Genomic DNA, 25,003 nt, shown 5'->3' with positions numbered 1-25,003 from the left:
AATCCGCCTCCTTGTGCAATGCGACAAACAGTTTCAAGAAAGAAATCAAATTGAAGTAAGCGGGTCACGTGTTTAGCGATACTTGCCCTTACTAATAAGATGAGAGAGAACATGAGTACAACGCAAACCAGCAACCACCCCGGATTCAAGTCTTCCCGTCTACACATCATCACGCTGGCTGCCTTGGGAATCGTGTTCGGCGACATCGGCACCAGTCCGCTGTACGCGCTGAAAGAGTGCTTTAGCACTGATCACGGGATTCCATTCACACCTGATGCCGTGCTGGGGATTATCTCGATGCTGTTCTGGGCGATCACCATCGTGGTCTCGCTCAAGTACGTCTTGTTCGTCATGCGCGCCGATAACAACGGCGAAGGCGGCGTGCTGGCCTTGATGGCCCTGTCGCTGCGTACTGCCGCAAGCGGTTCGAAACGCGCCAAGACGCTGATGATGCTGGGCGTCTTCGGCGCCTGCATGTTTTATGGCGACGTCGTGATCACGCCGGCTATCTCGGTGCTGTCGGCGGTGGAAGGGTTGGAAATCGCCACGCCGGGATTGACGCGTTTTGTCTTGCCGCTGTCGCTCATTATTCTGATTGCCTTGTTTTTGATCCAGAAGCACGGCACCACGGTGGTCGGTAAATTATTTGGACCGGTCATGTTTGTGTGGTTTGTCGCGCTGGGTTTGCTGGGCGTTTATAACGTCCTCAAGGCGCCGGAAATCCTGGTTGCAATCAATCCTTACTACGCTGCTGCTTTCATGAAGACACACGCGTTGCAAGCATTCGTGGTGCTGGGTTCGGTAGTGCTGGTGCTGACCGGCGCCGAAGCCCTGTATGCTGACATGGGCCACTTCGGCATCCGTCCGATCCGTTTTGCGTGGCTGTTTACCGTCATGCCTTGCCTGATGCTGAATTACTTTGGCCAGGGTGCAAACTTGCTGATCAATCCAGCGGCTATCCAGAACCCGTTCTACCTGATGGTGCCGGACGCGTTGCTGTTGCCAATGGTGATCCTGGCGACCGCCGCCACCGTGATCGCTTCGCAGGCAGTCATCTCCGGCGCGTTCTCATTGACCAGCCAGGCCATCCTGCTGGGCTTTGTGCCGCGCATGCGCATCCTGCACACGTCGGAAGATGAGCGCGGCCAGATCTATGTGCCAGTGATCAACTGGATGCTGCTGTTGCTGGTGGTGGGCGTGGTGCTGGCTTTCAAGAAATCCGATAACCTGGCGGCAGCCTATGGCGTGGCGGTGACGACTACCATGCTGATCACCACCGTGCTGGCAGCGGTCGTCATGCGCACGGTCTGGAAGTGGAATCCTTTTCTGGTGGCGTTGGTCATCAGCGCTTTCTTCATTGTCGATTTCGCGTTCTTCGCCGCGAATCTGCTGAAGATCGTCGACGGTGGCTGGTTCCCATTGCTGCTTGGCGGCATCGCCTTCTTCCTGCTGATGACCTGGTACGCCGGTCGCATGCTGCTGCGTGAGCGCAGCAAGGATGAAGGGATTCCGCTGGAGCCCTTCATTGAAGGCTTGCTGGCGCATCCGCCGCATCGGGTCGATGGCACTGCTGTTTTCATGACCGGTAACAAAACCACCGTGCCGGTGGCCCTGCTGCATAACCTGAAGCACAACCGCATCTTGCATAAGCGCGTGTTCTTCCTGAAGATCAGTATCTGGGACGTGCCTTTCGTTGAAGACAGCAAGCGCCTGACTTTGAAAGAACTGGGCAGCGAGGTGTATGTCTTGCGCTCCGCCTTCGGGTTCAAGGAAGCGCCTGACGTGCAAACCGTGATGGCCTTGGCGACGGCGCAGTTCGGCCTGGAATTCGACGTGATGGATACGTCGTTCTTCCTGGCGCGCGATACGGTGATCCCAAGCAAGATCCCGGGTATGCAGCTGTGGCGGGAAAAACTGTTCGCGTGGATGTATCAGAACGCAGCCAAGCCGTCCGACTTTTTCCATATCCCGATCAACCGTGTAGTGGAACTGGGAACCAAGGTCGAAATTTAAAATGCCGAAAAAAGCCCCGCAAGCCGTTCAGGTTTGCGGGGCTTTTTCTTTTCAGGCGCCTGGCGCTGATCCGAGATTGACCTGACAACGCCACAGCTGATGGCCTGACGCCAGATATTTGCTTTCAAACGGCGTTATCGGAAGTTCTGGCCGATAAGCCTCGCAATCAACAGTCAAGCCGCTCAACTGGCGCAGGGCGCTGGCGCATTCCTCGACATAAATCTGCCAGTTGCTGCGGCACTCCAGGATACCTCCCAGCGCGACGATCGTCGGAAACACTGGATGGCCATGCCAGCGCCGGCTGAGCTGGCCGATTTTCGGCCATGGATTCGGATACAGCAGATAATGGCGCGCCGGAAAAACCTGCGCCGCCAGCAGCAATCGCCAGTAATCCACCAGGTCGGCGCGAATACGGATGAAGTTGTGCGGCAGCGCTGCCAGCCCCGGCCATAGCGTGTTGCGGCCAACCCGGTCGGCGGACTGGTCGACCCCGATCACAAAATGATCCGGATAACGTGCCGCCAGGTACATGGTCGAGAGACCGACGCCGCAACCCGCATCGAGGATCAGCGGTGCACTGCCGGCGGCGCGCCAGGCGGCAATGCTGTCGTCGAACGCACTTTGGTTATAGGCACTGACCGGCTTTTGAAATGTATGCGAGGCGTGCTTGGCGACGGTAGCCGCAAGCTGGTCGTGAATGCCGCTCTGGGCACTGTGAATCGGGCTGGAATTGGCGTACATGTCGACGTACCGGAAGAAATCTAAAAGGTACGGCAATATACATTAATAGGACTGACGCAAAATTCCGCCAGCGGCGTTATGCCTCCTAGCTGTATCTTCGTACTATCTTCGTCGGCATGCCTTGCTGGCGAAATTTTGCGTAAGTCCAAATTAATTATCCCAACCAGCCCGTTATTGCCGTGATTTTCGGCAACATCGGGTGAAGGGACGTGTTGGAAGTAAGGGTTATTGCAAAGTGACGGGCTGACTCATCATCGAGTCATAGTTACCCAGGAAAGCATCGATATCCTCGATGCTCGGCTCGGTCGCAATCAGATCTTCGACCCCTTTACGGAAAAATTCAGCCAAGGCACCAGCAATAAAAATCTCGCGCTTGAACGATTTATCGACGATTTCGTAGCCGCCGAAACGCAAAGCTTCGCGTTGTTCATCGGCACCAAATTCGACGACGCTGTATTGGTCACTGTTATAAATCAGGTTCATATGCGCTCCCGGTAGTTAGAACAGAAGGTAATGATCGAGTAAGCAGTTTTCAAGCCAGCAAGTGAAAATATTATTTCTCAACTCCTTTTCTGATCGATATGTTTCTTTTCAGACAGACATATTTCAGTGGTAAAAGAAATTTTGCGCTTGTTTCAATTACATAGTACGCCACAGGTTATTTTTGTCACGTGCTAAATACTTATCAAGGCAATGTATTTCTTCTAAGAGTGTATTTAATATTTATATATCACTGGGCGCAGGCCAATAGCGTCACCTAATGTTGCCCGCTAACGCTACATTATTCTTGCCACTCGAACATGATGTGCTGGTGCGATCCTGGCGTGATGGCGATCTTATGATCTTTTACTTGCCCATTCTTGGCTGCTTCCAGGTGATAGCTGCCAGCTGGCAGTTTTGCCAGGAAAAATGGCCCTTTGGAAACGGCGTCCAACACCACTTTATTACTTGCGTCGCTGATTTTCACGTGGATGTCGGCTGCATATTCGTCTTTCGGGGAAGCTTTGATGAGGAATTCCAGTTCCAGTGGATAGTTTTTCGCCTCTTGCTGTATCAGAGTCGATTCATCCAGACCGATGCCGCCAGACATGTAGGTGGCTACGCCTTTCGTGATCGGAGTGGGAGCTGCATTGGCGTTGAACGTCAATGCGGCGGCGATCAAGGCGGTTAGTGCGAGAACTGTGCGCTTGTTCATGATGGTTCCTCCTGTCGTGCGTTGGGTTTCCATTTCTGTGTGCCCATGAAACCCAGCATACGGGCTAAAAATTAAAACTGACTTAAATCCACAGGGATCTCAGATTTCAATTTCGGGCGCATTATCTACATGTCGTTTGCATAACGCTCAGGCTTGGCTTAAAGCCCGGCGATATTGAATCGCTTCGGCGACATGACTCGCGGCAATGTTTTCCGCTCCGCTCAAATCGGCAATCGTGCGTGCAACTTTAAGCGCGCGATGATAGCCGCGCGCCGACCAGTTCAGGCGGGTCATGGCCCCTCGCAACAGTTTTTCTCCAGCGTTATCAGGCTTGCAAAGCTGATCGATTTCACTCGCCGATAAGGCATTATTCTGCTTGCCTTGACGCGCCAGTTGCAAGGCACACACTTGTTCGATGCGCGTTGCGATGGCTGCCGACGATTCCCCTTGAGCGGCATTCAGCAGTTCATCATGAGGCAACGCCGGCACTAGAATCTGCATATCGATGCGGTCGAGCAATGGCCCCGAGATCTTGTTTTGATAACGCAGGATATTGTCGGGCGTGCAGCGGCATTGTTTGACGGTATGTCCGAGGTAGCCGCAAGGACAGGGGTTCATTGCCGCGATCAACTGAAATTGTGCCGGAAAATCTGCTTGCCGCGCGGCCCGCGAAATCGTGATGCGGCCGGATTCCAGCGGCTCACGTAGTACCTCCAGCACACGCTTGTCGAATTGCGGCAACTCATCCAAAAACAACACGCCACGATGCGCCAGTGAAATTTCGCCGGGGCGGGGCGGACTGCCTCCTCCGACCAGTGCAACGGCGGTCGCTGTGTGATGTGGCGAACGATATGGCCGTACCTTCCATGCCGCGCTGGAAAAGCCGCTGGTCAGCGATTGCACCGCAGCCGATTCCAGGGCATCACGGTCGCTCATCGGCGGCAGAATTCCAGGAAAACGCGTCGCCAGCATCGATTTTCCAGTGCCTGGCGGTCCCATCAGCAAGACGCTATGGCCACCGGCCGCGGCTACTTCCAGCGCGCGCTTGGCTTGCAGCTGACCCTTGACGTCGCTGAAATCCATGTAGCCAGGTAGTCTTGGCTGTGGTTCGGCAATATGGCGCGATAATCTTGTTTCTGCCTGCGCAGATGAGAAGTGGGCGCACACTTGCAACAGGCTGTCGGCCGGCAGGATACGGGCATCGGTGACCAGCGCCGCTTCGTCGGCATTGGCGCGTGGCAGGATGAAGGCACGGCTTTTGCCGTTTGGCGCATTGCTGCTTTGGGCAGTCATGGCGAAGGTCATCGCCAGCGCGCCGCGTATCGGCCTTAACTCGCCGGACAACGAGAGTTCGCCGGCAAATTCGTAGTCATCGAGTTTGTTCGCAGGCATCTGTCCGGATGCAGCCAGGATGCCGAGCGCAATCGGCAAGTCAAATCGTCCTGATTCTTTGGGTAGATCTGCAGGCGCGAGATTGACGGTGATACGACGGGAAGGAAATTCGAAACGGGCGTTTTGCAGCGCTGCGCGGACCCGGTCCTTGGATTCCTTGACCTCGGTTTCGGGTAGCCCGACGATGGTAAAACTAGGCAGGCCGTTGGCCAGGTGGACTTCAACTGTCACCTCGGGCGCCTGCATGCCTGCCAGCGCCCGGCTTTTCAATACTGCCAGCGTCACTGGCGCGGCATCATGGCTGTTTCAGGTGTGCTTCAAGCTCGGTCACGCGTGCCTCGAGTGCTTCGAGTTTGGCGCGCGTGCTCGCCAGCACCTGGGCTTGCACGTCGAATTCTTCACGGGTGACCAGATCCAGTTTGGCAAAGCCCTGACTCATCATGGCCTTGACGTTCTTCTCGATATCCTTGGCGGGGGAATTTTCGATGGCCTGGTTGATCTTGGCTTGGATGTCGTCGAAAAAGTTGGGTTTGTTCATGGCGGCCCTCTATCTGCAAATAAGAAAAATGATAACCGATACGAGCAAACCCCACATCGAAATTGTGGCCAGGCGCTGTAGTTTAAGTCTTTACTGCCTTAGAGGTTGTTGCAAACACACCTGGCGTTGTTGCCCTTGCAGGGTGCCCCCGAGCTTGCAAGCCCAGGTCGTTCCGGAGGCAGACGACAATGTCGTCTGAAACCCCTGCTACACCCTGCTGGCCGTACTGCTCGTACTGTCTTCGTCGGAGCGCCTAGCCATCTGTGTTTGCAACAGCCTCTTAGCCAAATCGCCAGGTATTTCAAGAAAGCGCAGCACGAATTTCATTTAGCGATTTCTTTTGACGTCCCTCCGCATCGAAATTATCCGCTTGCAACCAGGCTTCGAAAATCGCACGTTGCAATGGCCATTCGCTATCCAGCATCGAGAACCATGCGGTATCGCGATTTTTTCCTTTGAATACGCGATGTTGCCGGAATAGGCCCTCCGGCGTGAAGCCGAAGCGCAATGCCGCTTGCTGCGAACGCTGGTTGAGCGAATTGCATTTCCATTCCAGACGGCGGTAGCCAAGCACTTCGAACGCATGTCGCGCTAGCAGGTAAATCGCTTCGGTGGCCTGGCGGCTGCGCTGCATGCGGCCGCTAAACCAGATATGGCCGATTTCGATAGAGCCGTGTTCCGGCGTGATGGCGAGATAGCTGAGGACGCCGGTGGCCAGTCCGCTTTGCTGGTCGATCACGGTATAGAAGAATGGATCGCTGCTGACGGCGCACGTCTTTAGCCAGGCGCTGAAGTCGAGCTCGCTCTGGAACGGGCCAGCGGTCAGGAAGTCCCATTGGCTGGGGTCGGCGTCGGCAGCGTGTTCTGCCTGGTACAGGGCAGCGGCATCGCGCTCGGCGTCTAGCGGCAACAGCCGGATGCTGCCGCCTTGCAATTGGGTGCGCTGCGGCAGTGCGGCTGGCTGCCAGTCTGGCAGCGGCCGACCGGTTTCAGTGGATTGCTGTGGCATGGCTGAACTTTATCTGAGTGGGTGGATAAGTAAGGTTGATAGAGCGGGTGATAACGTTTTAATCAAGTTGCTTGCGGTACTGCACGAAGCCGGCGCGTTGGGCGATGCGATCATACAGTTGCATCGCGGTGCTGTTGGTTTCACGTGTGAGCCAATGCACACGGGTGCTACCGGCGGCCTTGGCTTGTGCGTACACGTGCTCGATCAGTTGCCGGCCGAGACCGGTGCCGCGCTGTTCCGGGGCGACATACAAATCTTGCAGATAACAGGAGTATTCCACGGTCCAGCACGAGCGATGGAAAATCCAGTGCACCACGCCGACTGCCTGTCCATCAACCATCGCCAACGCGCCGAACATTGGTTCCTTGTGATCCAGCAGGCGCTGCCAGGTGATCAGGCGCGTGGCTTCCGGTACTTCCGTCTGGTAGAAGCCAAGGTAACCAAGCCACTGCGGCTGCCAGAGAGCGAAGTCTTGTTCGCTGAGCGGTTTGATGTAAATATGCGGACGCGGTGCCGGTTCTGAAGCCAAGATGATCTCCTATGTGAAAACGCAACGGGGTAACGCTATGTATCCGGGCCGGATACAAAACAGTACTTATCGTAGCGCCTTAAGTTGGTATCATCAAAGATCCAAGATTGTTCTTATTTATAGGTCCAATCTCTGTAAGGCCGGTGGGCTGGCAAAGACAAAGATAGTCTTTTTAAAAAGACACTAATCGAGGAGCGACATGGTTCATAGGCAATTATTGATTCTGTTTGCGGCGTTCTGTTTTTCCGGGACTGCACTGGCGGATGCGCCGCAAGCGGTCGAGCATGATGCGGTGTTCAAGGATTTCCGTTTTGCGTCCGGCGAGACCTTGCCGGAACTGCGCATCCACTACCGCACCTTCGGTACGCCGCAGCGCGACGCCGGTGGCAAAGTCAGCAATGCCGTGCTGATCTTGCACGGCACCGGCGGTTCCGGCGCGCAGTTCATTCGTCCGGAATTTTCCGGCGAACTGTTCGGCGCCGGCCAGTTGCTCGATGCGTCACGTTATTTCCTGATACTGCCGGATGGCATCGGCCATGGCAATTCCAGCAAACCTAGTGACGGCCTGCGCAGCAAATTTCCGCATTATGGCTACCGCGATATGGTCGAAGCCCAGTACAAGCTGCTCACGGAAACCTTGGGAGTGAACCATTTACGCCTGGTGATGGGTACGTCGATGGGTGGCATGCAGACCTGGATGTGGGGTGAACAACATCCGGAATTCATGGATGCCCTAATGCCGCTGGCCAGTGTGCCGTCTCAGATTTCCGGCCGCAACCGCGTCTGGCGTCGCATCATCATCGATGCCATCCGCAACGATCCGCAGTGGCAGGGCGGTAATTACACGGTGCAGCCGCCGAGTTTGCGTACCACTGAGCAGATGCTTTTTTTCATGTCCAGCAATGCAGTGCTGCGCCAGCAGCAGATGCCGGATCTGGCGCAAGCCGATGCCGCGCTGGATGCTGCCGTCGCCATCTCGATGAAGACTGCCGACGCTAATGACACCTTGTATTTCATGGATGCTTCGCGCGATTACGATCCCGGACCGTTGCTGGAAAAGATCCGGGCTCCGCTGATTGCTGTAAATTCCGCCGACGATCTGATCAATCCGCCGGAAATCGGTGTTCTTGAACGTGAGGTCAAACGTGTGCCGGGCGCGCGTATGGTGATGGTCAAGCAAAGCGAGGTGACGCGCGGCCACGGCACCCACACAGTGGCGATCGTCTGGAAACCCTGGTTGCGGCAACTGCTGACATCGACGCAGCGCGATTAAGCATGAAACCAGTATCGCCAGCGCTATCCATGCATCTGGATCCGGCCGGGATTGCGCTCGAGGGTGGTAAAGGTCTGGCCAAGCAGCTCTGCCTGGCTTTGCGCCAGCGCATCCTGGCGACGCCGGCTACTTATCGCATCAAGCTGCCTACCTCGCGTAATCTGGCGCTGGCGCTGAATGTATCGCGCAACACTGTGGTGCGCGCTTACGAGCAGCTATATGCAGAAGGCTATATCAGCAGCAGAGTCGGCGATGGCACTTACGCCGATGGCTTGGCGGCGGCAGCCGCTCCCGATCTTGCTGCAACGGCCGCAGCCGTGCCGGCAATGCAGCAATCAACCATGCAGCAGCGCCTGAGCGGCTACGGAGTGCGCCAGCGCCGGTTTGACGGCCCGGCGCGCGCGTTTCGCCTTGGCGTGCCAGCCTATGATTTGTTCCCCAGCGCCATCTGGGCGCGCTTGCAAAGTAATTTCTGGCGTCATGCGCCGTTGGCGCATATGGGCTATGGCGAGGCTGCCGGCAATCTTCGTTTGCGCGAATTGGTCGCGGCCTATCTGCGCCATGCGCGCGGCCTGGTCTGCGAGCCGTCGCAGATCATGATTACCGCCGGCGCCCAGCATGGCATTGCCCTGTGCGCGCAGCTTTTGCTCGACGCCGGCGACAAGGTCGCCATAGAAAATCCCTGTTATCCATCGGCAGCAGCTGCATTGAAGGTGGCCGGCGCGCAGCTGGTGGGAATCGCGCTGGACCAGGATGGCATGGATACTGCGCAATTGGCTCAGCATACCGATTGCCGTATAGCGTACGTAACGCCATCGCACCAATATCCGGTCGGCGTCACGCTGTCGCTGGCGCGGCGGCTCGAATTGCTGGCCTGGGCCGAGCGCCACGACAGCTGGATTATCGAAGACGATTATGACGGAGAATATCGCTATGACGGCACGCCACTGGCGCCGTTGGCGGCCCTGGATCACAGCGCCCGCGTGCTCTACGTCGGCACCTTTTCAAAGATCGCCTTTCCCGGCTTGCGCCTGGGGTACCTGGTTTTGCCGGCCAAGCTGGTGCCGGCACTGAGCGCGCTACGTGCCATGAGTGATCGCCATCCGCCGGCCGCGGATCAGGTGGTGATGGCCGAATTCATCGCCGCCGGTCATTTTCAGCGTCACATCCGTCGCATGCGACGCGCCAGCCGCTCCCGGCGCGATGCCTTGATGGCGGCTTGGGCACCGTTGTTCGGCGCGCAGCTACCGCTGCCCAAGGTTGCCGCCGGTTTGCATCTGAGCCTGCCATTGGTCAGTTTGCAGCAAGAGGCTGAGCTGGTGGCCAAGGCGATTGCCGTTGGTGTCGAAATCAATCCGATGAGCCGTTTTTGCCTTTCTGGCCAGCCGGTGAACCCGCAGCATCGCGCTGGCCTGGCGCTGGGTTTTGCCGGCGTGGATGAAATTGCCATTCACAAAGCATTGCGATTATTGCAGCAGGCTTGGCATGATTTGTAGTCAGCTACAAAGCGTCATGTAGTTTAAACATATCTTATCTGCACCAAAATAACGCAGCTTAGGCTGCGCGCTTCGTTTTGGTGCGCTGCACTGCACAATATTTCTGCGCAAGAACGTCTCGAAATTAACAGTCACTAAAAAAACAGCAAATAAATAGCCTCATAAGTGGTATTGGCGGGGAAAAGGAAGTGCCGTAACAGTTGGCATGGGTTCTGCTATGGAAAGCCTGAAGAGTAATGATTTATCGGTTTTTCATTCAACATACCAACAGGGACTTTCATGAAGAAGCTGATTTTAGCCGCAGCAATAGCAGCAAGCGTCACAGCAAGTCTTACGGCAGGTCTGGCGCATGCCGAGGATGTCAAGCCGGATAATGAAGTCAGCTACAACATCGGTGCAGTCAACGACTATCGCTTCCGCGGGATTTCGCAAACGCGTTTCGATCCGGCGTTACAGGGCGGCGCCGACTACACCAATAATCCCACCGGCCTGTATGCAGGCACCTGGCTTTCTAACATCAAATGGATCAAGGATGCGGTCGACAGCGCGAATACCGGCACCGGCGGCAAGGGGCCGGTGGAATGGGATCTCTACGCTGGCAAGCGCGGCGATCTGCCTGGCGGCTTTACCTATGACGTCGGCGGTCTGTATTACTACTACCCGACCAACAACTACAGCCAGATCGGCCGCAACGCCAATACTTTCGAATTGTACGGTCAGCTCGGCTACGGTCCTGCTTACTTCAAATATTCGCATGCGATGACTAACCTGTTCGGCACCGTCGACAGCAAGAACAGCGCTTATTACGACGCCGGCGCCAATTTCGATGTCGGCGCGGGCGTCACGCTTGGGCTGCATCTTGGTCATCAGACCGTTGAGCACACCAGTTTTGCCAGCTATACCGATTGGAAAATCGGCGCCACCAAGACCTTTGACCAACTGGCCGGCATTACCTTGGGCCTGGCTTTCGTAGGTACGAATGCCAAGGACGGCGCTTATGTCAGCCCGAGCGGCAAGAACCTGGGCCGCAATGGAGCGGTGTTTTCTTTAGCGAAGACTTTCTAACAATATCAAACAGTAATAGCGGCAGGCGTTTCGCCTGTCCGTCCAACAAAACAACGAGGCCGACATGAAACTGATTACAGCGATCATCAAACCATTTAAGCTCGACGAGGTGCGCGAGGCGCTTTCGGCGATTGGAGTGCAGGGCATCACCGTGACTGAAGTCAAAGGCTTCGGTCGCCAAAAGGGCCACACCGAGCTGTATCGCGGCGCGGAATATGTGGTCGACTTTTTGCCGAAGACGAAAATCGAAGCAGCAGTAGACGACAGTATTCTTGAACAAGCTGTGGAAGCGATTGAAACCGCTGCCCGCACCGGCAAGATTGGCGACGGCAAGATTTTTGTATTTGATCTGCAGGAAGTTATTCGTATTCGTACCGGTGAAACCGGCAAAGACGCAATTTAAGGGGATAAAAATATGAACAGAATATTTGCAACGATTTTAGCGTCTTGCGCGCTGATCGCGGCGACTTCCATGCTGCCGGCATCGGCGGCGGACGAGGCGTCCGCTACAACAGCACCGGCTACGGCAAGTGTGGCGCCGGCCAGTGCCGGTGCAGGTGCTTCCACTGCAGCGCCAGCTGCACCGGCAGCAGTTGTCGCGGCACCCGCTCCGGCAACAACCGCTACGGCGGCGCCTGCCGCAGCAGCGCCGGCCGCACCGGTGCCTAACAAGGGCGACACCGCCTGGTTGCTGGTCTGTACCGCATTCGTAATCCTGATGACTTTGCCTGGTCTGGGTTTGTTCTATGGCGGCCTGGTTCGCAGCAAGAACATGCTGTCGGTGCTGATGCAATGCTTCACTGTATTCTCGCTGATTATCGTGCTGTGGATCCTTTACGGTTACAGCATCGCGTTTACGGAAGGGAATTCTATCTTCGGTGGCTTCAGCCGCCTGTTCTTGCACGGCATGACGCCTGATTCGGTGGCCGCAACCTTCAGCAAGGGCGTAGTCGTACCTGAGTTCGCGTACGTCGTGTTCCAAGGAGCGTTTGCTGCGATCACCTGCGCCCTGATCATCGGCGCTTTCGCTGAACGCGCCAAGTTCTCGGCGATCCTGGTATTCACCGTATTGTGGTTCACTTTCGCTTACCTGCCGATGGCGCATATGGTCTGGTTCTGGCCTGGTCCTGACGGTTTTGTCGATGCAGCTTCGGCGGAAAAACTGACCGCGACCGGCGGCTGGCTGTTCCAAAAAGGCGCGTTGGATTTCGCCGGCGGCACCGTGGTGCATATCAACGCCGCTATCGCCGGCCTGGTCGGTTCCTATGTCATCGGAAAACGCGTTGGTTTCGGCAAGGAAGCATTCAAGCCGCATAGCCTGACCCTCACCATGGTTGGTGCTTCGTTGCTGTGGTTCGGCTGGTTTGGTTTCAATGCCGGTTCCGCTCTGGAAGCCAACGGCAGCGCAGCATTGGCCTTTATTAACACCCTGCTGGCCACTGCCGCTGCGGTGCTGAGTTGGAGCGCAGGCGAATGGATCGGCAAGGGTAAGCCTTCCATGCTGGGCGGCGCTTCCGGCGCTGTCGCCGGTCTGGTGGCGATTACGCCCGCAGCCGGTTTTGTCGGCCCGATGGGCGCCTTGGTCATGGGTTTGCTGGCCGGCTTTGTCTGCCTGTGGGGCGTCACCGGCCTGAAGCGTTTGCTGGGTGCGGACGATGCGCTGGACGTGTTCGGCGTACATGGCGTCGGCGGCATCATGGGTGCATTGCTGACTGGCGTGTTTGCCGCGCCTAGCCTGGGCGGTACAGGGATCTATGACTACGTGACCAATGCGGTCCTGCCAGACTATTCGATTCCGGGTCAGCTGTGGATCCAGTTCGAAGGCGTGGCGACGACGTTGATCTGGTCTGGCGTGGTTTCGCTGATTGCATTCAAGCTGGTCGACATCGTCATGGGCTTGCGCGTGACTGAAGAAGAAGAGCGCGAAGGCCTGGATATTTCCAGCCATGGCGAATCTGCTTATCACGACTAAGCTTGGCGTGATTTCGCCGGATAGCAGGTAACACCGCTATCCGGCGGCTTGATTGGCGTTTTACGTAATCCCGGGTTGATTGCCATCGCCTGGGATTTTTTGTTTTGCTTTTCCTGTTTTTATGCAGCCTGCTTCTGGAGACTTGTCATGGACCCGACCATCACCCCGCAACGCTTGACTGCCTGTATGGTGGAAGATGTCAGGGCCGACCAGTTCGATCAGGTCGTGGGGCCGCTCACCGAAATCCTGATGGCCTGCGTGGCGCAAGGCGCCAGTGTCGGCTTCCTGGATACACCCGATGCCGAAGACGCCTTTTCCTTCTGGTACGGCGTCAGCGGTTCACTGGTGAGCGGCGGCCGGCGTCTGCTGGTGGCGCGTTTTGCCGGTCAGATTGTTGGTACAGTCCAAATCGTGTTGGCGACGCCGGCCAATGGCCATCATCGCGCCGAGATTTCCAAGCTGCTGGTGCATCCCGACATCAGGCGCAAAGGCGTGGCGCGCGCTCTGATGCAACGCGCAGAAGCAATCGCCCGCACCGACGGTCGCTCCCTGTTGATCCTTGATACCCGCACCGGGGATGCCGCCGAGTCTTTGTATTATTCCATCGGCTATGAACGGGCCGGGATTATTCCTGCCTACGCGCGGTCAACGACCGGCAAGCTGAGCGACACCAGTTTCATGTACAAGCAACTGTAACCGGGGGAAATGCGGTTCCCTTGCACATGGTGCGGTGCGGATAAAAAACCAAAATTGCAAATAAGGCAATTTTTTTGCCGGATAAAAACACAACGCAATGCCACGATATTCAACGCGCTTTTTGTTGCCCCCGGGGCTTTAAAAATCCATCAACGACCCGATGTAAAGCAGGCTGATTGGTCTAGCCTGTCAGCCATAGCGCCGTTTACGCAACATCGCGGCGAGTGACCGGCGAAATATTGTATTTCCCGTTAGAATCGGCGTCTCTCGCTTGTCGCGGAAGTCCTGGATTACGCTTCTTTGGCTGGCAGCAACGCATTGCACACGCTACATAGTTCCCAAAAGAAAGTTTTATATGGTTCCGCACCTTGTCACGGCCCTGAATGGCCCCTTGCTTGATCTAGAAAAGAAAATTCTCGCAGCTACTCCGGCTATCGAGCGCTGGTTCCGGATGGAGTGGCAAGAGCACACGCCGCCGTTCTATTGCTCGGTCGATCTGCGGAATTCGGGCTTCAAGCTGGCGCCTGTGGATACCAACTTGTTTCCGGGCGGTTTCAGCAACCTCTCGCCGGAGATGCTGCCGCTGGCTATACAGGCGGCGATGGCGGCTATCGAAAAATATTGTCCGGACGCCAAGAATCTGTTGCTGCTGCCGGAACTCAACACACGCAATACCTTTTATTTGCAAAATGTGGCGCGGCTGATGCAGGTCTTCCGCCAGACTGGCTTGCATGTGCGGCTTGGTTCGCTTGACGAAAGCATGAAGGAGTCGCAAACCATCGAACTGCCGGATGGCAGCACCATTACGCTGGAGCCGCTGGAACGTTCTGCCAATGGCCGTCGCCTGGGGCTGAAGAATTTCGATCCTTGCACGATTTTGCTGAACAACGATTTGTCGTCCGGCACGCCGTCCATCCTGGAAAATCTCAACGAGCAGAATGTCCTGCCGCCGCTGCATGCCGGCTGGACCGTGCGCCGCAAGAGCAACCATTTCACCGCCTACGACGAAGTGGTCAAGAAATTCGCCAAGCTGGTCGATGTCGACCCGTGGATGCTGAATCCGTTTTTCGCCAAGGTCGACCAGGTTGATTTCCAGGCCACCGACGGCGATGACAAACTGGCGGCGAGCGTCAGTTCCCTGCTGGCGAAAATCCGCAAGAAATACAAGGAATACGGCATTACTGAAAAGCCGTTTGTGATCGTCAAGGCTGATGCGGGCACCGATGGCATGGGCGTAATGAGCGTGACCGAGGTTAGCCAGATCAAGGAACTGAGCCGCAAGCAACGTGAGAAACTATCGTTGGGCAAGGCCGATGGCGAGATTCACGACCTGATCATTCAGGAAGGCGTGCATACTTTCGAGCATATCAACGATGCGGTTGCGGAGCCGGTGGTGTACATGATCGACCGCTACGTGGTCGGCGGCTTCTACCGGGTACATGCGGAACGCGGCATCAACGAGAACCTGAATGCGCCCGGAGCGCATTTTGTACCGTTGGCGTTTGCGCAGCAGCATGCATTGCCGGACATGTTGGCCAAGCCTGGCACGACTGCGCCGAATCGCTTCTATATGTATGGTGTGGTGGCGCGCCTGGGCTTGTTGGCGGCGTCGCTTGAAATGGAAAAGACCGATCCGAATCCGGAAGAATATTAATTTTGCTTTTACGGGATAAAAAATGAAAATTGCTTTCCTCGCCGATCCGCTTAATACCTTCAAGACGTATAAGGATTCCACTTACGCCATGATGGTGGAGGCCGTCAAGCGCGGCCATACGCTGTATGCGTTCGAGCAGAAAGACATGGCGCTGGAAAGCGGGATTGTGACCGCCAATGTCGTGAAGGTAACCCTGACTGGCGATGACAAGGACTGGTATCGCGCCAGTGCGCCAACGTCCATGTTCCTGTCGGAATTCGATGCGATCCTGTTGCGCAAGGATCCGCCGTTCGACATGGAATACATCTACACCACGTATCTGCTGGAACTGGCGGAAACCCAGGGGGCGCGCGTATTCAACAAGCCGCAGGCTATCCGCGACCATAATGAGAAACTGGCCATTGCACAATTCGCAAAATACACCTCGCCGACTCTGGTGACGCGTGATGCGGCACGCCTGCGCGCTTTCCATGACGAACATCAGGACGTGATCCTGAAGCCGCTCGACGGCATGGGCGGCACGGGGATTTTCCGGGTGCGTCAAGATGGCTTGAACCTTGGCTCCATCATTGAAACGCTGACAGATAACGGACATCGCACCATCATGATCCAGCGCTTCATCCCTGAGATCACGGCAGGCGACAAACGGGTGCTGGTGATTGGCGGTAAAGTGGTGCCGTTTTCGCTGGCGCGGATTCCGCAAGGCAGCGAAGTGCGTGGCAACCTGGCGGCAGGCGGTATCGGCGTGGCCCAGCCGCTGACAGTGCGCGATCGTGAAATCGGCGAAGCGCTTGGTCCGGTGTTGTCACAGCGGGGCTTGTTACTGGTAGGATTAGATGTGATCGGCGACTATCTGACCGAGGTCAATGTTACTAGTCCAACTTGCTTTCAGGAAATTAAACAGCAAGCGGGTTTTGACGTTGCCGCGATGTTCATTGATGCGCTGGAAGCCGCATTGGCGTAAAGAATTTTTCCCATCGTGGCCGGTCTTTGGCTGTCCACGATGTGTATTGTCGTAAAACCGTTGTAAACCGGGAACCATCCGCTCTGCGGATTTGAGTGAAATTATGATTGGCATTCTTCTTTTAACCCACGCCCCACTGGGCCAGGCATTCATCGCAGCTGCCTCTCACGTGTTTCGCCATACGCCGGAACGGCTTGAAGCGATTGACGTTATTGCTGACCAAAATCCGGCGGAAGTGCAGAAGCTGGCCAAGCAGGCAGCGGCGCGTCTTGACGACGGCTCAGGCGTGCTGGTGATTACCGACGTCATGGGCGGCACGCCGTCCAATTGCACGCTGCCGTTCTGCAGCGGCGCACAAACCCAGGTGATTGCCGGCATCAGCTTGCCGATGTTGCTGCGCGCGTTGACTTATCGCAACGATACGCTGGACGTGGTGACTGAAATGGCGCTGGCCGGCGGGCAGGGCGGCGCCGTCAGGGTGGATAACCGGGTCCGCGTATCACATTGATAATACATTGACGACGCATTGACAACGGATAGCCGGCAGATCGGATTCAATAGCAGTTACAGCTGATAGTTTAGATAGATAACATTATTCAAAGACAAAATGATTCAACAAGAAATCGAAATTATCAATAAGCTTGGACTGCATGCCCGTGCATCAGCCAAATTCACTCAACTGGCCAGCAAATTCAAATGTGAAGTGTGGATGACCCGCAACAAACGCCGCGTCAACGCCAAGTCGATCATGGGCGTGATGATGCTGGCGGCCGGCAAGGGCAGCACGATCTTGCTGGAAGCCGATGGCGAGGATGAGAAAACCTGTTTCGATGCCTTAAACCAGTTAATTCAGGATAAGTTTGGCGAGGGAGAGTAATAACTCTCCTGCAAGCTGACCCGGTTCCGCATTTACAGTTAGAAGTTGTTGCAACACACCAGGCGCTGATGTCCTCTTGGCCGTACTACTCGTACTGTCTTCGTTGGAGCGCTAGCCAGCTGTGTTTGCAGCGGCTTCTTGAATATCTTTTTTCAGCGGTGACCAGATGGCATCCTTTACCCTACATGGCATTCCGGTTTCGCGCGGCATCGCGATCGGCCGCGCGCATTTGCTGGCGCCGGCAGCAATGGACGTCAAACATTACCTGATCGGCGAAGCCGAGATCGAGGCGGAAGTACAGCGCCTGCAGAATGCGGTCACCACGGTGCGTACCGAACTGCAAACCATCCGCAACGATTTGCCGAAAGAATCCCCGCCCGAGTTGGGTGCATTTGTCGACGTTCATTTGCTGATCCTTTCCGACCCGATGCTGGCCGAGATGTCGCTTGATATCGTCCGCAACCGCCAGTACAACGCCGAATGGGCGCTGGTAACCCAGATCGACGAGTTGTCGACCCAGTTCGATGAAATCGAAGATCCCTATCTGCGCGAACGCAAGATGGACGTGCTGCAGGTCGGCGAGCGTTTGCTGAAAGTATTGACCGGCACGGCCACTCGCCTGCCTGAAGTCGACAGCGACGGTGCTTCATTCGCCAACATCGTGGTGGTGGCCTATGACATTTCGCCAGCCGACATGCTGCAGTTCCGCGACCGCGCTTTCGCCGGCTTTGTTACCGATCTCGGCGGCCAGAATTCGCATACTGCAATCGTCGCGCGCAGCCTGGATATCCCGGCCGCAGTCGGCATGAACAACGCTTCGCGCCTGATCAAGCAGGATGACTGGATCATCATCGACGGCGATGCCGGCGTGGTAATCGTCGATCCGGCTACCGTGATACTTAAGCAATACCGCGAACGCCAGGCGCATCTGCTGCGTTCGCGCCGGAAACTCGGCAAGATCAAGAAAACCCGTGCGGTGACGTTGGATGGTACGGAAATCACCTTGCTGGCGAATATCGAACTGCCCAGCGATTGTGCGGCGGCGATGGAGTCCGGCGCCAATGGCGTCGGGTTGTTCCGTTCGGAATTCCTGTTTATGGGCCGTATCGGCACCCAGCATGCATTGCCGACCGAGGACGAGCAGTTTGAATCCTACCGACAAGCAGTGGTGGCGATGAAAGGCCGGCCAGTGACTATCCGTACGCTGGATGTCGGCGCCGACAAGCCGTTGAACAATGACGAGCAGACCGCGCTCAATCCGGCGCTGGGTTTGCGGGCGATTCGCTATTGCCTGGCGGAACCACAGCTGTTCCTGACCCAGTTGCGAGCGATTTTGCGCGCCTCGGCCTTCGGCAAGGTCAAGTTGCTGATCCCGATGCTGGCGCATGCCTTTGAAATCGACCAGACCTTGGCCATGGTTGAGCAGGCCAAGCAGCAGCTGCGCGACGAGGGCGTCAAATTTGACGAAGCTATCAAGATCGGCGCCATGATCGAAATCCCGGCGGCGGCCCTGGCTTTGCCGATGTTTATCAAGCGCATGGATTTTTTGTCAATTGGCACCAACGACCTGATTCAGTACACGCTGGCGATCGATCGCGTCGATCATGAGGTGGCGCACCTGTACAACCCGCTGCATCCGGCTGTCCTGTTCTTGTTGTCGACTGTGATTGCTCTCGGCCGCAAGGCGGGGATTCCGGTCTCGGTCTGCGGAGAAATGGCCGGCGACGTCAAATTTACTCGTTTGTTGCTGGGTATGGGCTTGCTGGAATTCTCCATGCATCCGGCGCAATTGCTGGCAGTCAAGCAGGAAATATTGAACAGCGATCTCGACGACCTGACGCTGCAAACCAAGAAAATCCTGCGTAACACTGAACCTAGCGCGATTGCCACAGCAGTCAGCCAGATGCGCATGATGGCTTGATGTTTTAAGAGGCTGTTGCAAACACACCTGGCGTTGTTGCCCTTGCAGGGCGCGCCCGGGCTTGCAAGCCCGGGTCGTTCCGCAGGCAGACGACAATGTCGCCTGAAACCCCTGCTACACCCTCCTAGCCGTACTACTCGTACTGTCTTCGTCGGCGCGCCTAGCCATCTGTGTTAGCAACAGCCTCTAAGGAAGTAACAACATCATCATAGTTTGACGCCAAGCCCCGGTTTGGTTATTCTTGTCCTATCGCGCCGATTTGAATGGTTTCACCACCTCAGCTTGCGGGCGCGCGGCATCACCTGGTTTCCGGACCGGCGATGCTAAATAAATACGGCTAAAGCGAGCTTGAAGTACAAGCCCAGAATTTAGCCCGATTAGCGAAAGCTCTCGGGCTTTTTTTATTTCTACACAATATAGACAACGAGCCATGTCCCAAGGAATAGTTGCCCCGCAGTCCATGCACTTCGCGACGCCGTTGCAGTTGCAAAGCGGTGCGTTGCTGGCTGATTACACGCTGGTATACGAAACATATGGCGCCCTGAATGCCGATAAATCGAATGCGGTGCTGGTCTGCCATGCGCTGAACGCCTCGCACCACGTCGCCGGTATATATCAGGGCGATGAAAAGAATGTCGGCTGGTGGGACAACATGGTGGGCCCGGGCAAAGCGCTGGATACCAATAAATTCTTCGTCATCGGCGTCAATAACCTGGGCTCCTGTTTCGGTTCCACCGGCCCGATGCACATCAATGCAGCTACGGGAAAGCCATACGGCGCCGACTTCCCGGTGGTCACGGTGGAAGACTGGGTACAAGCCCAGGCGCGCCTTGCCGATGCGCTGGGCATCGCGCAGTTTGCTGCGGTGATGGGCGGTTCGCTGGGCGGCATGCAGGCGCTGGCCTGGAGCCTGGCGTATCCGGCCCGTCTGCGCCATTGTGTGGTGATTGCATCGACGCCAAAGCTGTCGGCGCAAAACATCGCCTTCAACGACGTGGCGCGGCAGGCGATCCTGACAGATCCGGGCTTTCACGGCGGCGACTACTACGCGCATGGCGTGGTGCCCAAGAATGGCTTGCGGGTGGCGCGCATGGTCGGTCACATCACCTATTTGTCGGATGACGACATGGCCGAGAAATTCGGCCGTGACCTGCGTTCCGGCGCTTACCAGTTCGGCTTCGGCATCGATTTTGAAATCGAATCATATCTACGCTATCAAGGTGATAAATTCTCTGAATATTTCGACGCCAACACCTATCTGCTAATCACCAAGGCGCTCGATTATTTCGATCCGGCCAAGGAATTCGACGGTGACCTGACCCGCGCGCTAAGCAAGACCCAGGCGCAGTTTCTACTGGTGTCGTTCATGACCGACTGGCGCTTTTCGCCGGAGCGCAGCCGCGAAATCGTCCAGGCGCTGGTCAACAACAAGCGCCGCGTCAGCTACGCCGAGATCGACGCACCGCATGGCCACGATGCCTTTTTGCTGGACGACCCACGCTACATGAGCGTGGTGGGCGAATATTACAAGCGCATCTGGCAGGAAATAAGCCAGCCGCAGACCGCAGTATCGAATGCAGTGACAGAAGTGGCGGGAACCGAACATGAACTTTGATCAATTAAGCAGTTTGCGCCCCGACCTGGCCTTTATCGCGCATTGGGTGCGCGGTGAGTCGCAGGTGCTCGACCTCGGTTGTGGCGACGGCGTCATGCTCGATTACCTGCAATCCGACAAGCAATGCGCCGGCTATGGCGTCGAAATCGACGATGCCAAGATACCTGTCTGCGTGGCGCGCGGGGTGTCGGTGATCCAGCAGGATATGGAAGCCGGCTTGAACCTGTTTGCCGATAACGCTTTCGATACCGTGCTGTGCCTGTCGGCGCTGCAGATGATGAAAAATGTGGAAGGCGTATTGCGCGATATCGCCCGGGTCGGTCGCGAAGCGATCGTCTCTTTTCCCAATTTTGCCTATTGGCCGCACCGGGTAGCGCTGCTGCGCGGCCGCATGCCGGTATCCAAATCGCTGCCGTATGAATGGTATGACACGCCCAATCTGCGCTGCGCCACCATCAAGGATTTTGAAGAATTGGCGAACGAAGTTGGTCTTGAAGTGCTCGAATGCGTAGCGCTGCACGACGGCCAGCCAATATCGGTACTGCCTAACTGGCGTGGTAGTCTTGCAGTATTCCGCTTTCGCAAGAAGTGAATCCGTAAAAAATAAAAGGATATTCCTGTCGCCCGTGGTTGCATGCAGGGCGGCAGGATTGTCCAAAACTCCCCGCTGCCGCGGGCGCATCTATGACATCAGCTTCAAATCCCTGGCATCACTATCTCAATCGGCGCATGCTGATTTGCGCTTTCCTAGGCTTCAGTTCCGGTCTGCCGCTATTTATTCTGCTCAGTTTGCTGCAAGCATGGCTGAGCAAATCCGGACTCAATGTGAAATCGCTGGGTTTGTTCGCGCTGGTGATGTTTCCCTACACCTGGAAATTCCTGTGGTCGCCGCTGATGGATCGTTTTCACTTCGGCAAACTCGGCCGCAGGCGCAGCTGGATGCTGCTGACGCAGGCCTGCCTGTTCGTTGCTATCGGAGGCATGGGCATGCTCGACCCGCACACGCAGGTGGCGACGATTGCCTTCATGGCTTCGCTGGTCGCGTTTTTGTCGGCGAGCCAGGATATCGTGATCGATGCCTACCGGCGCGAAATCCTGCCGGATAGCGAGCAGGGACTGGGCGCGGCCATCAATGTCAATGCTTACAAAGTCGCCGGCATGGTGCCCGGCGCCTTGTCGCTGTTCCTGGCTGATCACATGAGCTGGCAAGCGGTATTCTGGATCACCGCCGGCTTCATGCTGCCAGGGCTGATCTGTACCTTGCTGATCAAGGAGCCGGCAGTGTATGGTGCGCCGCCGAAGAATCTGCGCGAGGCGGTATTGTTGCCGTTTCAAGAATTCATTGCCCGTGATGGCTGGCGCAATGCGCTGTGGATCCTCGGATTCATTTTTCTGTATAAGCTGGGTGACAGCATGGCGACCGCGCTGGCTACCCGGTTTTATATCGATTTGGGCTTTACATTGACCCAGATCGGCGTGATTTCCAAAACCACCAGCTTGTGGGCCAGCCTTGTCGGTGGCCTGATCGGCGGCATCTGGATGGTCCAGATCGGCATCAATCGCGCCTTGTGGATTTTCGGCGTGGTGCAGGCTGTAACTATTCTCGGCTTTGCCTGGCTGGCGCAGGCCGGTCCGGATCCGCTGGTGCTGGCCATCGTCATCGGTGGCGAGGCATTTGGCGTGGGCCTGGGCACGGCCGCTTTCGTGGCCTATATTGCACGTACCACCGATCCGCGCTACACCGCAACGCAATATGCCTTGTTCACCAGCCTTGCCGCGGTGCCGCGTACCTTTGTCAACTCATCGGTGGGGTTTATCGTTGATCAGACAGGCTGGTTTAATTTCTTTATTTTATGTTTCGGGCTGGCCCTGCCAGGGATGCTGATTCTATTTAAAGTAGCGCCATGGAATCAAAAGTAACGTTTAGTTAGGAATTTATAATTTCCTGTTGCGACGTAGAAAAAGGTTTAGAATCAAAACGTGTAATCCTCTTCTGGACTGTGTCGAAAATGACAGTAGCCAAAACTAGGAACTGCGAGTAGCTGAAGAGGTCCAACTCGGTAGAAGTAATCTTCAATTTGTTTTCGCAACATCGTTGATGCGGGGGTGATATGGATATCTACAGCAGCTTTGCGAGCCGGTTCGACAAAACCAGAGAAGAAGAGTTTTCCCTAGAAGAATATCTTGCGCTTTGTAAGACTGATCCCAGCTGTTATGCAACGGCCGGTGAACGCATGCTGATGGCGATAGGCGAAGCGCAACAGGTCGACACGCGTCACGATCCGACTTTATCGCGCATCTTCGCCAACAAGGTACTCAAGGTTTATCCGGCCTTCAAGGAATTCTACGGTGCGGAAGAGGTGATCGAGCAAGTGGTCGCCTATTTCCGGCACGCCGCGCAAGGGCTGGAGGAGCGCAAGCAGATTCTGTATCTGCTGGGTCCGGTCGGCGGCGGCAAGTCGTCGATTGCCGAGCGTCTCAAGCAACTGATGGAACACATCCCGTTTTATTCCCTCAAGGGATCGCCGGTCAACGAGTCGCCGCTGGGCTTGTTCGATTACGACGAAGACGGCGCCATCCTGGAAGAACAGCATGGCATTCCGCGCCGTTACCTGAAATCGATCCTGAGTCCGTGGGCCGTCAAGCGGCTGCATGAGTTCAACGGCGATATACGTAAATTCCGCGTCGTGAAACGCTATCCCTCGATCTTGCGGCAAATCGCCATTTCCAAGACCGAGCCGGGCGATGAAAACAATCAAGACATTTCCACGTTGGTCGGTAAGGTAGACATCCGCAAGCTGGAGCAATATTCGCAGGACGACGCCGATGCCTACAGCTATTCCGGCGGCCTGTGCCTATCCAACCAGGGTTTGCTGGAATTCGTCGAAATGTTCAAGGCGCCGATCAAGGTGCTGCATCCATTGCTGACGGCGACCCAGGAAGGCAATTTCAAAGGCACCGAGGGCTTTGGCGCGATTCCGTTCGACGGTATCATCCTGGCCCACTCCAATGAGTCGGAATGGAAAGCCTTCCGCAACAACAAGAACAACGAGGCTTTGCTCGATCGTATCTACATCGTCAAGGTGCCGTATTGCCTGCGGGTCTCCGAAGAAATCAAGATTTACGAAAAGCTGATCCGCACTTCCTCCTTGGGGAAAGCAATCTGCGCCCCGGGTACGTTGAAAATGATGGCGCAATTCTCGATACTGACACGTTTGGGCGAACCTGAAAATTCCAGCATTTTCTCGAAAATGCAGGTATACGACGGCGATAACCTGAAAGACAGCGATCCGAAAGCCAAGTCGTTCCAGGAATATCGCGACTATGCCGGCGTCGACGAAGGCATGAGCGGCGTCTCGACTCGCTTTGCGTTCAAGATACTGTCGCGGGTGTTCAACTTCGATTCGACCGAAGTGGCGGCCAATCCGGTGCACCTGATGTATGTGCTGGAACAGCAGATCGAACGCGAGCAGTTCCCGCAAGAGCTGGAGCAGAAATACCTGTCCTACGTCAAGGATACGCTGGCGACACGCTATGCAGAATTTATCGGCAAGGAAATTCAGACCGCTTATCTCGAATCGTATTCAGAGTACGGCCAAAATGTCTTCGACCGTTACGTGACTTATGCCGATTTCTGGATTCAGGACCAGGAATTCCGTGATCACGACACCGGTGAGAGTTTTGATCGCGCGGCCTTGAACGGCGAGCTGGAAAAGATTGAAAAGCCGGCGGGCATCAGCAATCCGAAGGATTTCCGTAACGAAATCGTCAATTTCGTATTGCGTGCACGGGTCTCGAACGCCGGCAAGAATCCGCTCTGGACCAGCTACGAAAAACTGCGGGTGGTGATCGAGAAGAAAATGTTCTCGAACACAGAGGATCTGCTGCCGGTCATTTCATTCAACGCCAAAGGTTCTAACGAAGAGTTGCGCAAGCACGAAGATTTCGTCAATCGCATGGTCAGCAAAGGCTACACGCCAAAACAGGTGCGGCTGCTGTGCGAATGGTATCTGCGCGTGCGCAAGTCATCGTAAGGTGAGCCATAGGTAGTAG

General features: G+C 56.0%; 23 protein-coding genes. 16 read left to right on the top strand and 7 right to left on the bottom strand.

Annotated elements, in window-relative coordinates:
* Positions 1 to 99 precede the first annotated feature (99 nt).
* Positions 100 to 2,013 (top strand): potassium transporter Kup, encoded by a 1,914-nt coding sequence (locus LT85_RS23515; protein ID WP_437177279.1) that lies wholly within the window; start codon positions 100 to 102, stop codon positions 2,011 to 2,013.
* Positions 2,014 to 2,064: 51 nt separating this feature from the next.
* Here the strand turns inward: LT85_RS23515 and trmB are convergent, their stop codons facing one another.
* From trmB to LT85_RS23480, 7 genes are all read right to left on the bottom strand, one after another.
* Positions 2,065 to 2,754, bottom strand: coding sequence for a tRNA (guanine(46)-N(7))-methyltransferase TrmB (gene trmB / locus LT85_RS23510; RefSeq protein ID WP_038493870.1), 690 nt, complete (start codon positions 2,752 to 2,754; stop codon positions 2,065 to 2,067).
* A gap of 225 nt (positions 2,755 to 2,979) precedes the next feature.
* On the bottom strand, positions 2,980 to 3,237 hold the full coding sequence (locus tag LT85_RS23505; RefSeq protein WP_014008142.1) for a BTH_I0359 family protein: 258 nt from the start codon (positions 3,235 to 3,237) through the stop codon (positions 2,980 to 2,982).
* Positions 3,238 to 3,535: 298 nt separating this feature from the next.
* Entirely contained in the window at positions 3,536 to 3,949 is a 414-nt protein-coding gene (locus tag LT85_RS23500) for a hypothetical protein (RefSeq protein ID WP_052135421.1), read from the bottom strand.
* A 147-nt stretch (positions 3,950 to 4,096) separates the two neighbouring features.
* Entirely contained in the window at positions 4,097 to 5,626 is a 1,530-nt protein-coding gene (locus LT85_RS23495; RefSeq protein WP_038493866.1) for a YifB family Mg chelatase-like AAA ATPase, read from the bottom strand.
* A 10-nt stretch (positions 5,627 to 5,636) separates the two neighbouring features.
* Positions 5,637 to 5,879: an accessory factor UbiK family protein gene (locus LT85_RS23490; protein WP_038493864.1), complete on the bottom strand. Its 243-nt coding sequence runs from the start codon at positions 5,877 to 5,879 to the stop codon at positions 5,637 to 5,639.
* A gap of 301 nt (positions 5,880 to 6,180) precedes the next feature.
* Positions 6,181 to 6,888 carry a GNAT family N-acetyltransferase gene (locus LT85_RS23485; RefSeq protein ID WP_038493861.1) on the bottom strand — a complete coding sequence of 236 codons (708 nt, stop codon included), beginning with the start codon at positions 6,886 to 6,888 and terminating at the stop codon, positions 6,181 to 6,183.
* A gap of 58 nt (positions 6,889 to 6,946) precedes the next feature.
* Positions 6,947 to 7,417, bottom strand: a complete 471-nt coding sequence (locus tag LT85_RS23480) for a GNAT family N-acetyltransferase (protein ID WP_253273614.1) — start codon at positions 7,415 to 7,417, stop codon at positions 6,947 to 6,949.
* Between the two features lie 199 nt (positions 7,418 to 7,616).
* On the opposite strand from LT85_RS23480, the gene LT85_RS23475 reads away from it, so the two are divergent.
* From LT85_RS23475 to LT85_RS23405, 15 genes are all read left to right on the top strand, one after another.
* Positions 7,617 to 8,690 (top strand): alpha/beta fold hydrolase, encoded by a 1,074-nt coding sequence (locus LT85_RS23475; RefSeq protein WP_038493859.1) that lies wholly within the window; start codon positions 7,617 to 7,619, stop codon positions 8,688 to 8,690.
* A gap of 2 nt (positions 8,691 to 8,692) precedes the next feature.
* Complete coding sequence (locus LT85_RS23470; RefSeq protein WP_038493856.1) at positions 8,693 to 10,186, top strand: PLP-dependent aminotransferase family protein; 1,494 nt, start codon at positions 8,693 to 8,695, stop codon at positions 10,184 to 10,186.
* A gap of 279 nt (positions 10,187 to 10,465) precedes the next feature.
* Entirely contained in the window at positions 10,466 to 11,251 is a 786-nt protein-coding gene (locus LT85_RS23465) for a TorF family putative porin (protein ID WP_038493853.1), read from the top strand.
* A gap of 64 nt (positions 11,252 to 11,315) precedes the next feature.
* On the top strand, positions 11,316 to 11,654 hold the full coding sequence (locus tag LT85_RS23460; protein WP_038493850.1) for a P-II family nitrogen regulator: 339 nt from the start codon (positions 11,316 to 11,318) through the stop codon (positions 11,652 to 11,654).
* A gap of 69 nt (positions 11,655 to 11,723) precedes the next feature.
* Positions 11,724 to 13,223: an ammonium transporter gene (locus LT85_RS23455; protein ID WP_216595091.1), complete on the top strand. Its 1,500-nt coding sequence runs from the start codon at positions 11,724 to 11,726 to the stop codon at positions 13,221 to 13,223.
* Between the two features lie 147 nt (positions 13,224 to 13,370).
* Positions 13,371 to 13,919: a GNAT family N-acetyltransferase gene (locus LT85_RS23450; protein WP_253273613.1), complete on the top strand. Its 549-nt coding sequence runs from the start codon at positions 13,371 to 13,373 to the stop codon at positions 13,917 to 13,919.
* Positions 13,920 to 14,274: 355 nt separating this feature from the next.
* Entirely contained in the window at positions 14,275 to 15,573 is a 1,299-nt protein-coding gene (gene gshA / locus LT85_RS23445; protein WP_038493845.1) for a glutamate--cysteine ligase, read from the top strand.
* A 22-nt stretch (positions 15,574 to 15,595) separates the two neighbouring features.
* Positions 15,596 to 16,537, top strand: coding sequence for a glutathione synthase (gshB, locus tag LT85_RS23440; protein ID WP_038493842.1), 942 nt, complete (start codon positions 15,596 to 15,598; stop codon positions 16,535 to 16,537).
* A 103-nt stretch (positions 16,538 to 16,640) separates the two neighbouring features.
* Positions 16,641 to 17,045 carry a PTS sugar transporter subunit IIA gene (locus LT85_RS23435; protein WP_038493840.1) on the top strand — a complete coding sequence of 135 codons (405 nt, stop codon included), beginning with the start codon at positions 16,641 to 16,643 and terminating at the stop codon, positions 17,043 to 17,045.
* 99 nt (positions 17,046 to 17,144) lie between these two features.
* A complete protein-coding gene (locus tag LT85_RS23430) occupies positions 17,145 to 17,414 on the top strand; it encodes an HPr family phosphocarrier protein (RefSeq protein WP_038493837.1) in 270 nt (89 codons plus the stop codon).
* 166 nt (positions 17,415 to 17,580) lie between these two features.
* Positions 17,581 to 19,335 carry a phosphoenolpyruvate--protein phosphotransferase gene (ptsP, locus tag LT85_RS23425; protein WP_038493834.1) on the top strand — a complete coding sequence of 585 codons (1,755 nt, stop codon included), beginning with the start codon at positions 17,581 to 17,583 and terminating at the stop codon, positions 19,333 to 19,335.
* A 430-nt stretch (positions 19,336 to 19,765) separates the two neighbouring features.
* A complete protein-coding gene (gene metX / locus LT85_RS23420) occupies positions 19,766 to 20,950 on the top strand; it encodes a homoserine O-succinyltransferase MetX (RefSeq protein WP_052135419.1) in 1,185 nt (394 codons plus the stop codon).
* On the top strand, positions 20,940 to 21,542 hold the full coding sequence (gene metW, locus LT85_RS23415; protein ID WP_038493831.1) for a methionine biosynthesis protein MetW: 603 nt from the start codon (positions 20,940 to 20,942) through the stop codon (positions 21,540 to 21,542). The genes metX and metW overlap by 11 nt, the downstream gene beginning before the upstream one ends.
* A 92-nt stretch (positions 21,543 to 21,634) precedes the next feature.
* The gene (locus LT85_RS23410; protein WP_038493828.1) at positions 21,635 to 22,870 is read left to right on the top strand and encodes an AmpG family muropeptide MFS transporter; all 1,236 of its coding nucleotides are present in this window, start codon (positions 21,635 to 21,637) and stop codon (positions 22,868 to 22,870) included.
* Positions 22,871 to 23,061: 191 nt separating this feature from the next.
* Entirely contained in the window at positions 23,062 to 24,984 is a 1,923-nt protein-coding gene (locus tag LT85_RS23405) for a PrkA family serine protein kinase (RefSeq protein WP_038493826.1), read from the top strand.
* Positions 24,985 to 25,003: the final 19 nt, after the last annotated feature.

The sequence above is a fragment of the Collimonas arenae genome (genome assembly GCF_000786695.1).
GTDB classification, from domain to species: Bacteria; Pseudomonadota; Gammaproteobacteria; order Burkholderiales; family Burkholderiaceae_D; genus Collimonas; species Collimonas arenae_A.
Note: the sequence above shows the minus strand (reverse complement) of the source record. Positions and strands in the feature narration are given on the sequence as shown.

Excerpts from the sequence above, each read along its gene's own strand:
- LT85_RS23455 (WP_216595091.1), top strand. The coding sequence starts at position 11,724 with ATGCTGCCGGCATCGGCGGCGGACGAGGCGTCCGCTACAACAGCACCG.
- gshA (WP_038493845.1), top strand. The coding sequence starts at position 14,275 with ATGGTTCCGCACCTTGTCACGGCCCTGAATGGCCCCTTGCTTGATCTA.
- ptsP (WP_038493834.1), top strand. The coding sequence starts at position 17,581 with ATGGCATCCTTTACCCTACATGGCATTCCGGTTTCGCGCGGCATCGCG.
- LT85_RS23505 (WP_014008142.1), bottom strand. The coding sequence starts at position 3,237 with ATGAACCTGATTTATAACAGTGACCAATACAGCGTCGTCGAATTTGGT.
- metW (WP_038493831.1), top strand. The coding sequence starts at position 20,940 with ATGAACTTTGATCAATTAAGCAGTTTGCGCCCCGACCTGGCCTTTATC.
- LT85_RS23475 (WP_038493859.1), top strand. The coding sequence starts at position 7,617 with ATGGTTCATAGGCAATTATTGATTCTGTTTGCGGCGTTCTGTTTTTCC.
- LT85_RS23515 (WP_437177279.1), top strand. The coding sequence starts at position 100 with ATGAGAGAGAACATGAGTACAACGCAAACCAGCAACCACCCCGGATTC.
- LT85_RS23500 (WP_052135421.1), bottom strand. The coding sequence starts at position 3,949 with ATGAACAAGCGCACAGTTCTCGCACTAACCGCCTTGATCGCCGCCGCA.
- LT85_RS23410 (WP_038493828.1), top strand. The coding sequence starts at position 21,635 with ATGACATCAGCTTCAAATCCCTGGCATCACTATCTCAATCGGCGCATG.
- LT85_RS23470 (WP_038493856.1), top strand. The coding sequence starts at position 8,693 with ATGAAACCAGTATCGCCAGCGCTATCCATGCATCTGGATCCGGCCGGG.
- trmB (WP_038493870.1), bottom strand. The coding sequence starts at position 2,754 with ATGTACGCCAATTCCAGCCCGATTCACAGTGCCCAGAGCGGCATTCAC.
- LT85_RS23485 (WP_038493861.1), bottom strand. The coding sequence starts at position 6,888 with ATGCCACAGCAATCCACTGAAACCGGTCGGCCGCTGCCAGACTGGCAG.
- LT85_RS23435 (WP_038493840.1), top strand. The coding sequence starts at position 16,641 with ATGATTGGCATTCTTCTTTTAACCCACGCCCCACTGGGCCAGGCATTC.
- LT85_RS23490 (WP_038493864.1), bottom strand. The coding sequence starts at position 5,879 with ATGAACAAACCCAACTTTTTCGACGACATCCAAGCCAAGATCAACCAG.
- metX (WP_052135419.1), top strand. The coding sequence starts at position 19,766 with ATGTCCCAAGGAATAGTTGCCCCGCAGTCCATGCACTTCGCGACGCCG.
- LT85_RS23460 (WP_038493850.1), top strand. The coding sequence starts at position 11,316 with ATGAAACTGATTACAGCGATCATCAAACCATTTAAGCTCGACGAGGTG.
- LT85_RS23450 (WP_253273613.1), top strand. The coding sequence starts at position 13,371 with ATGGACCCGACCATCACCCCGCAACGCTTGACTGCCTGTATGGTGGAA.
- LT85_RS23465 (WP_038493853.1), top strand. The coding sequence starts at position 10,466 with ATGAAGAAGCTGATTTTAGCCGCAGCAATAGCAGCAAGCGTCACAGCA.
- LT85_RS23405 (WP_038493826.1), top strand. The coding sequence starts at position 23,062 with ATGGATATCTACAGCAGCTTTGCGAGCCGGTTCGACAAAACCAGAGAA.
- LT85_RS23430 (WP_038493837.1), top strand. The coding sequence starts at position 17,145 with ATGATTCAACAAGAAATCGAAATTATCAATAAGCTTGGACTGCATGCC.
- gshB (WP_038493842.1), top strand. The coding sequence starts at position 15,596 with ATGAAAATTGCTTTCCTCGCCGATCCGCTTAATACCTTCAAGACGTAT.